Genomic DNA, 7,345 nt, shown 5'->3' on the forward strand with positions numbered 1-7,345 from the left:
GGCGAAAGCGTCCCTGAGTGCGCCTTCGCCGGCAAGCCTGGCGCCTACAAACAGCCTGTTCACCCATTACCGAAAAACCTGAATATCGCGGGTCAACATGACGCCAGAAATTCTCGAACTCAAAGACGAACTCACCCACCTCACCCTCGCCCCCGGACTCGGCGGCAGCGTTGTCAACTGGACCGTTCGCAGTACCGGGCAACCGCTGCTGCGCCACAACGACGCCCATGCGCTGAACACCGGCCTGCCGGGCAAGCTGGGGTGCTATCCCCTGGTCCCCTGGTCTAACCGCATCGCAGAAGGAGGTTTTGACTGCCCCGAAGGCTGGCTCGCCTTGACGCCCAACAGCCTCACCGATCCGTTACCGATTCACGGCAGCGCCTGGCAACAACCGTGGCAGGTGATGTCGCAGACCCATGACGAAGTCGTCCTGCAACTCAACAGCATTGCCCCCTTCGCCTATCGCGCCCGGCAGCGGTTTCATCTGAAAGAGGGCCGATTGAGTATCGATCTGCACGTCACCCACTTGGCCAAACACCCCGCGTGGCATGGGCTCGGCCTGCACCCGTACTTTCCGCGCACCGCCGGCACGCGACTACAGGCCCAAGCGGAAAAAGTCTGGTTATGCGATCAATCGAAACTGCCGACCGAACGGATGGACGTGCCCGACGAGTGGGACTTTCATCAGCTCAAAACCCTGCCGGACACGCTGGTCGACAACGGTTTCTGCGAATGGGACGGTCATTGCCTGATCCAGCAACCCGAGCTCGGTTATGAACTGGAATGCCAGGCCACCGGCAGCGATAACTACCTGCTCTACTGCCCGGTGGGCCTGGGTTTTTTCTGCATCGAACCAGTCAGCCATCCGGTCAACGCCCACCACTTGCCGGGTCGGCCGGGGCTGCGTCTGCTGGAGCAAGGTCAATCCACCGAACTGGGTTTCAGCCTGCACTATCGCCGGCTTGATCAGCCCAACATCTGACTGAGCACTGCACGCAACTTGCCGGGTTTCACCGGCTTGTTCAGCAGCGGCGCGTCGAGTCGCTGCAACGAGCGCCGACATTGGTCGGTGCGGTCGGCGGTGATGATCACCGCTGGAATCGTCCGGTTGAAATGCTCGCGCAAGTGCCGCACCACATCACAGCCCACCACCCCGTGATCGAGGTGGTAGTCCGCCAGAATCAGTTCCGGCGCCCGCCCCTGCAAGGCCGCCAGCGCTGAGTGTTCATCCGTGGCAATGACCACCTCGCAACCCCACTGCCCGAGCAACGCGCTCATGCTCTCCAGAATGCTCACTTCGTTGTCCAGCACCAGCAGGCGCCGGCCCGGCAACGGGTTACCCGTACCCGGCTGCGGCGCGGCCAGACTGATCGGTAGCGGAATCTCATGGGAAATCGGCACGTCAATGCTGAACATCGAACCGCGTCCCGGGCGCGAATGTACGCCGATTTTATAGCCGAGGATCTTGGCGATACGCTCGACAATCGCCAGTCCGAGCCCCACGCCCTTACGGTCAGCGGCGCGCCCGACGTCCAGTTGATTGAATTCGAGGAAGATCGAGTCCAGCCGGTCCGCCGCGATCCCGCGCCCGGTGTCCCACACTTCCAGGCGCAGCATGTTGCCGCGCCGTCTGGCCCCCAGCAGAATGCAGCCCTCATCGGTATATCGGCAGGCGTTGCTGAGAAAGTTGCGCAGGATCCGCGTCATCAAGCGCAAGTCGGTGTGAATGGCGTAGTCGCCCATGTGCACCCGCAGGTTCAACCCGGCGGCCTCGGCCACCGACTGGAACTCCGAGACCAGCGGCGCGAGCAATTCGTCGAGGCGGTACAACGCGACGTCCGGCTTGACGGCGGCCTGATCGAGCCGGGAGATGTCGAGCAAATCGGTGAGCAAATCTTCAGCGCCTTCCAGGGCCTGGTGCGTGCGCTCCACCAGCACCTGCTCGACATCCGGCAATTTGCGCTCGCGTAACGTCGAGATCAGCAAACGGGCGGCGTTGAGCGGTTGCAGCAGGTCGTGGCTGGCGGCCGCGAGGTATTTGTCCTTGCTGCGGTTGGCGGCTTCGGCGGCGTCCCGGGCGTCGCGCAACGCTTCTGCGATCTGTTTACGCTGGGTGATCTGCTGTTGCAGGTTGCGATTGGCTTCGAGCAGTTCGTCGGTGCGCGCAGTCACCCGCTGCTCCAATTCGTCATTGAGTTGTTGCAGGCGCTGCTGGGCGATTTTGCGTTCGGTGATGTCGGCGACAAAGCCCTCTACCAGCCCTTCCTGATCGGGTTTGAGCAACAGGTTCATCAACACGTCGAGGCTGCTGCCGTCCTTGCGCCGCAATTGGGTTTCATAACCGTGCAGGCTGCCTTGGTGGCGGAGGATTTCGCCGATGTTCTCCAGCTCCCGGGCACCGCCGACAAACAGGTTGCTCGCCAGGTCCGCCAGCGAAAACAACACTTCTTGCGGGTCCTGATAGCCGAGCATTCGTGCCAGCGCCGGGTTGGCGGCGCGCATGCCTTGCAGCAGGCTGGCCTGGAAGATCCCGTGCACGGCGTTTTCGAACAGCCACTTGTAGCGGTTGCGCTCGGCTTCCAGCTCGTCCAGCCGTGCGGCGAGTTCCGGGTAATGGCTCTTGCGCGCCGAGTGGCTGCCTAATCCCAGTAGCCCGGCGAGCGCGCGTTGCTGCTCGTCAGAGGGCTTCGCCATAGACGACCTCGACATCACGCTGACTGGATTCGCGCGGGTTGGTGAGGATGCAGGGGTCGTGCATGGCGTGTTGCGACAGGAACGGAATGTCCGCGGTGCTGACCCCGTGCAACCCCAGGGTTTCATGGAAGCCGATCGCGTGTTTCAGGGCGATCAGGTGCTCGACCAGCCGTCCGCTGATCTGCCGGTGATTGAGGCCACGGCAATCGATGCCGAGGGTCTCGGCGATCACCTTGAAGCGATCCGGCGCCGAGCTGTAGTTGAACGCCACCACGTGTTCCACCAATACCGCGTTACACAAGCCGTGGGGCAAATCGAGGAAGCCGCCGAGGCTGTGGGACATCGCGTGCACCGCGCCCAGAATCGCGTTGGAGAACGCCAGGCCGGCCTGCATGCTGCCCAGCATGATTTTTTCGCGCAGGGCGATGTCGCCCGGGTTGGCGATCATCTGCACCAGGTTGCCGTTGATCAACCGCATCGCTTCCAGCGCGTGCGGGTCGGTCAGTGGCCCGTGGCCGGTGGAGACGAACGCTTCGATGGCATGCACCAGCGCATCGATGCCGGTACAGGCCGACAGGAACGGGTCCATGCTCAGGGTGGTTTCCGGGTCGATCAGCGACACGTCCGGCACCACGGCCTTGCTGACGATGGAGAACTTCATGCGTTCTTGCTGGTTGGAAATGATCACGAATTGCGAGACATCGGCCGAGGTGCCGGCGGTGGTCGGAATCAGGATCAACGGCGGGCTGGGCACACGAATGGTGTCCACGCCTTCAAATTCAAGGATGTTGCGCCCGTGGGCGACGACGATGCCGATGCCTTTGCCGCAATCCATCGGGCTGCCACCGCCGACCGCAACGATCACATCGCAGTGGTTTTCCTTGTACAACTCGGCGCCGAGCATGACTTCCTCGACCCGCGGGTTGGGTGACACGTCGCTATAGAGAAAGTAGTCGATGCCCTGGGCTTGCAGGCTGGCTTCGACATCGGCCACCCAACCGGCGGCAATCACACCGGGGTCGCTGACCACCAGCACCTTGCGCGCACCAAAGGTTTTGGCGCAGTTGCCGACGTTATGCCGGCAACCGGCACCGAAGATGATTTCAGGCGAAACGAATTTACGCAGCTGGCTGAGACTCTGGCTCATTGGAAAGCCTGTTTTTATTGTTTTGAAGGTAGAACCACACTAACCCATCCCGACGCGAATGCAATCAGACCAATGGGTAGCAAGCAGGCCGATATTGTATTCACCGTAAATCCCCTGTGGGAGCGAGCCTGCTCGCGAAAGCGGTGGGTCAGGCAATGTAGATGTTGAATGTGCAGGCCTCTTCGCAAGCAGGCTCACGCCTACAGGGAATTTGTGTCGTCCTTGGTTTATCCGCGATAGATCAGCCGCGATGCTTTCTCGTTACGCAACGTAAGGTGCTCCATGCCCTGCCCCGGCGCGTCCGCTTCGTCGCGGGCCTTGAGGATCACCCCGTGGTGCGCCGACATGCTGCACACCGGGTCAGCGTTTTCGGCATCACCGGTCAGCATGAACGCCTGGCAGCGACACCCACCCAAATCCTTGTGCTTCTCATCGCAGGAGCGGCACGGCTCTTTCATCCAGTCATCGCCACGAAAGCGATTGAAGCCGAAGGATTCGGTCCAGATGTGCGAGACGCTATGCTCGCGCACGTTGGGAAACTCCACCGGTAACTGGCGGGCGCTGTGACAAGGCAGTGCCGTGCCGTCCGGGGTGATGTCGAGAAACAGGTTGGCCCAGCCGTTCATGCAGGTCTTGGGGCGCTCTTCGTAGTAGTCCGGGGTGACGAAGATCAGCTTGCAGGGATGCCCTTGGGCCTCGAGTCGCTCGCGGTATTCGTTGGTGATGCGCTCGGCACGCTGCAATTGCTCGCGGGTTGGCAACAGGCCGACGCGGTTGAGTTCGGCCCAGCCGTAGAACTGACAGGTGGCCAGCTCGACGAAGTCCGCTTCCAGTTCCAGGCACAGGTCGATGATCTGCGCGATCTGGTCGATGTTGTGCCGGTGGGTGACGAAATTCAGCACCATCGGGTAACCCTGGGCCTTGACTGCTCGGGCCATGGCGAGCTTCTGGGCGAAGGCCTTGCGCGAGCCGGCGAGCATGTTGTTGACCTGCTCGTCGGCGGCCTGAAAGCTGATCTGGATGTGGTCCAGCCCGGCGACCTTAAAGTCGCGGACTTTCTGCTCGGTCAGGCCGATGCCCGAGGTGATGAGGTTGGTGTAATAACCCATGTCCCGCGCCGCTTTGATCAGCTCGGCCAGGTCCTGTCGCACCAATGGTTCACCGCCAGAAAAACCCAGTTGCGCCGCGCCCATCTCCCGGGCTTCGCGGAACACCCGAATCCATTCTTCGGTACTCAATTCCTCGCCTTGCTGGGCGAAATCCAGCGGGTTGGAGCAATACGGGCATTGCAACGGGCAGCGATAGGTCAGCTCGGCCAATAACCACAAGGGCGGACCGGGTGGCTGTTCGATCAGGTTCACAGGGCGATCCCCCGGTGCCAGACATTCTGCTTGGTGACGGTGTGATACGGCGGCCGACTCAGCTCATAGGCCATGCTCATCGCGTCGAGCATGCTCCACAGCACGTCGAGCTTCAACTGCAGAATCTCCAACATGCGTTGCTGGCCTTCGACCGTGACGTAGTGCGCCAGGGTGATGCGCAAACCATGCTCGACATCGCGCCGCGCCTGGCTCAGGCGCGTGCGGAAATAGTCGTAACCGGCCGGGTCGATCCACGGGTAATGGGTGGGCCAGGCGTCGAGTCGGGACTGATGGATCTGCGGCGCGAACAGTTCGGTGAGCGAACTGCTGGCCGCCTCCTGCCAACAGGCGCGACGGGCGAAATTGACGTAGGCGTCCACCGCGAAGCGCACGCCAGGCAGTACCAATTCCTGAGAAAGGATTTGCTCACGGTCCAACCCCACCGCTTCACCCAGACGCAGCCAGGCTTCAATGCCGCCTTCGCTGCCGGGGACGCCATCGTGGTCGAGGATGCGTTGCAGCCATTCACGGCGCACGTCGCGGTCCGGGCAGTTGGCGAGGATCGCGGCATCCTTGAGCGGGATGTTCACCTGGTAGTAGAAGCGATTGGCGACCCAGCCCTGAATCTGCTCGCGGGTAGCACGGCCGGCGTACATGGCTTGGTGGAACGGGTGGTGGATGTGGTAATAGGCGCCTTTGGCGCGCAGGGCTTGCTCGAACTCGGCGGGGGACATGGGTTGGTCAGTCATTGCGGTTCTCCGGATTTCTCGGTGTTACGGCTGACACCTTCGCGGGCAAGCCTCGCTCCTACAAGGTTTCGCCGACTGCAGAAGTGGCGCACGACACAAAACTTGCAGGAGCGAGGCTCGCCCGCGAAGAGGCCATGAGCTACAGCTCAATACTCATGCCATCAAAAGCCACCTCAATCCCCCGCCGCGCCAGCAACGCGCGCTCAGCCGAGTCTTCATCGAGGATCGGATTGGTGTTGTTAATGTGGATCAGCACTTTGCGTTGACGGGTAAACCCTTCCAGCACTTCAAGCATCCCGCCAGGACCGCTTTGCGGTAGATGCCCCATTTCACTGCCCAGACTCTGGCCGACTTCACACACGCGCATCTCGTCGTCGCGCCACAGGGTGCCGTCCAGCAGCAGGCAATCGGCGCGCTGCATCCAGCTCAGCACTTCGTCGTCGATTTGCCCAAGGCCCGGGGCGTAGAACACGCTGGCGCCGCTGCGCCGGTCTTCGATAAACAAACCGATGGTGTCGCCCGGTTGCGGATGGCCGCGATTGGGCGAGTACGGCGGCGCGTTGCTCACCAGGGGAATCGCGCGAAATTGCAGGTGTTCGCAGGCTTTGATGCGGAATGGTTCACGGTCCAGCCCGACCGGTTGCCAGTGCAACCCGCCGTTCCAGTGCTCAAGCATGGTGAATAAGGGAAAACCACTGCTCAGGTCTTGATGCACGCGTTCCGTGCACCAGACCGAATGCGGGCAGCCTTCGCGCAGGCTCAACAGGCCGGTGCAATGGTCGATCTGGCTGTCCAGCAGGACGACCGCGGCGATCGCCGTATCGCGCAAGCGACGGGCCGGTTGTAGCTCCGGGAAACCTTCAAGCTGCGCGCGAATGTCCGGTGACGCATTGCACAGCACCCACTCCACACCGTTGTCGCTCAGGGCAATCGACGACTGCGTGCGCCGTTGCGCCCGCAGGCTGCCATTGCGCATCCCGGCGCATTGGCGGCAGTTGCAGTTCCATTGCGGAAAACCGCCACCAGCGGCGGAACCGAGAACGCGGATGTGCATGGGAGGCTCCAGAAGGCAGGCCCGGCCAACGCGACGGCTGGCCGGGTGGACAATCAACGGTTGGCGAAATACATCGTCACTTCAAAACCAATGCGCAGATCGGTAAACGCGGGTTTATTCCACATGGGTCAATCCTCTTCTTGTGCCGGGACATTCCGGTAAAGCCATTAATGCACGGGGCGCGAGACGACCGAATGCTACTTTCGAACGAGGTCACGGCGTGCGTTGGTAGGGGGTCTTCAGGCACACAAAAAACCAATGTGGGAGCGAGCCTGCTCGCGAAGAGGCCAGCACATTCAACATGGATGTTGACTGCCAGGCCGCCTTCGCGAGCAGGCTC

At 61.8% G+C, this 7,345-nt stretch carries 7 protein-coding genes; 1 reads left to right on the forward strand and 6 read right to left on the reverse strand.

Features of this window, described 5'->3' with window-relative positions:
* Window positions 1–97: 97 nt before the first annotated feature.
* Window positions 98–982 carry an aldose 1-epimerase gene (locus tag QMX98_RS30245; RefSeq protein ID WP_282411853.1) on the forward strand — a complete coding sequence of 295 codons (885 nt, stop codon included), beginning with the start codon at window positions 98–100 and terminating at the stop codon, window positions 980–982.
* Here QMX98_RS30245 and QMX98_RS30250 read toward each other — a convergent pair.
* The 6 genes from QMX98_RS30250 to pqqA all read right to left on the reverse strand — a co-directional run bounded on the left by QMX98_RS30250 (window position 967) and on the right by pqqA (window position 7,130).
* Window positions 967–2,694 (reverse strand): NahK/ErcS family hybrid sensor histidine kinase/response regulator, encoded by a 1,728-nt coding sequence (locus QMX98_RS30250; RefSeq protein ID WP_010455112.1) that lies wholly within the window; start codon window positions 2,692–2,694, stop codon window positions 967–969. The genes QMX98_RS30245 and QMX98_RS30250 overlap by 16 nt on opposite strands.
* The gene (ercA, locus tag QMX98_RS30255; RefSeq protein ID WP_010455114.1) at window positions 2,678–3,841 is read right to left on the reverse strand and encodes an alcohol dehydrogenase-like regulatory protein ErcA; all 1,164 of its coding nucleotides are present in this window, start codon (window positions 3,839–3,841) and stop codon (window positions 2,678–2,680) included. Before ercA ends, QMX98_RS30250 begins: the two co-directional genes overlap by 17 nt.
* 227 nt (window positions 3,842–4,068) lie before the next feature.
* Window positions 4,069–5,202: a pyrroloquinoline quinone biosynthesis protein PqqE gene (gene pqqE / locus QMX98_RS30260; RefSeq protein ID WP_282411854.1), complete on the reverse strand. Its 1,134-nt coding sequence runs from the start codon at window positions 5,200–5,202 to the stop codon at window positions 4,069–4,071.
* The gene (gene pqqC, locus QMX98_RS30265; RefSeq protein ID WP_282411855.1) at window positions 5,199–5,951 is read right to left on the reverse strand and encodes a pyrroloquinoline-quinone synthase PqqC; all 753 of its coding nucleotides are present in this window, start codon (window positions 5,949–5,951) and stop codon (window positions 5,199–5,201) included. Before pqqC ends, pqqE begins: the two co-directional genes overlap by 4 nt.
* A 139-nt stretch (window positions 5,952–6,090) precedes the next feature.
* Entirely contained in the window at window positions 6,091–7,005 is a 915-nt protein-coding gene (gene pqqB, locus QMX98_RS30270) for a pyrroloquinoline quinone biosynthesis protein PqqB (protein ID WP_083376519.1), read from the reverse strand.
* Between the two features lie 53 nt (window positions 7,006–7,058).
* Complete coding sequence (gene pqqA / locus QMX98_RS30275) at window positions 7,059–7,130, reverse strand: pyrroloquinoline quinone precursor peptide PqqA (RefSeq protein ID WP_010455123.1); 72 nt, start codon at window positions 7,128–7,130, stop codon at window positions 7,059–7,061.
* Window positions 7,131–7,345 lie beyond the last annotated feature (215 nt).

It is taken from the genome of Pseudomonas sp. PS02303 (assembly GCF_029959925.1).
GTDB lineage: Bacteria > Pseudomonadota > Gammaproteobacteria > Pseudomonadales > Pseudomonadaceae > Aquipseudomonas > Aquipseudomonas mandelii.

Excerpts from the sequence above, each read along its gene's own strand:
- QMX98_RS30245 (WP_282411853.1), top strand. The coding sequence starts at position 98 with ATGACGCCAGAAATTCTCGAACTCAAAGACGAACTCACCCACCTCACC.
- QMX98_RS30250 (WP_010455112.1), bottom strand. The coding sequence starts at position 2,694 with ATGGCGAAGCCCTCTGACGAGCAGCAACGCGCGCTCGCCGGGCTACTG.
- ercA (WP_010455114.1), bottom strand. The coding sequence starts at position 3,841 with ATGAGCCAGAGTCTCAGCCAGCTGCGTAAATTCGTTTCGCCTGAAATC.
- pqqC (WP_282411855.1), bottom strand. The coding sequence starts at position 5,951 with ATGACTGACCAACCCATGTCCCCCGCCGAGTTCGAGCAAGCCCTGCGC.
- pqqB (WP_083376519.1), bottom strand. The coding sequence starts at position 7,005 with ATGCACATCCGCGTTCTCGGTTCCGCCGCTGGTGGCGGTTTTCCGCAA.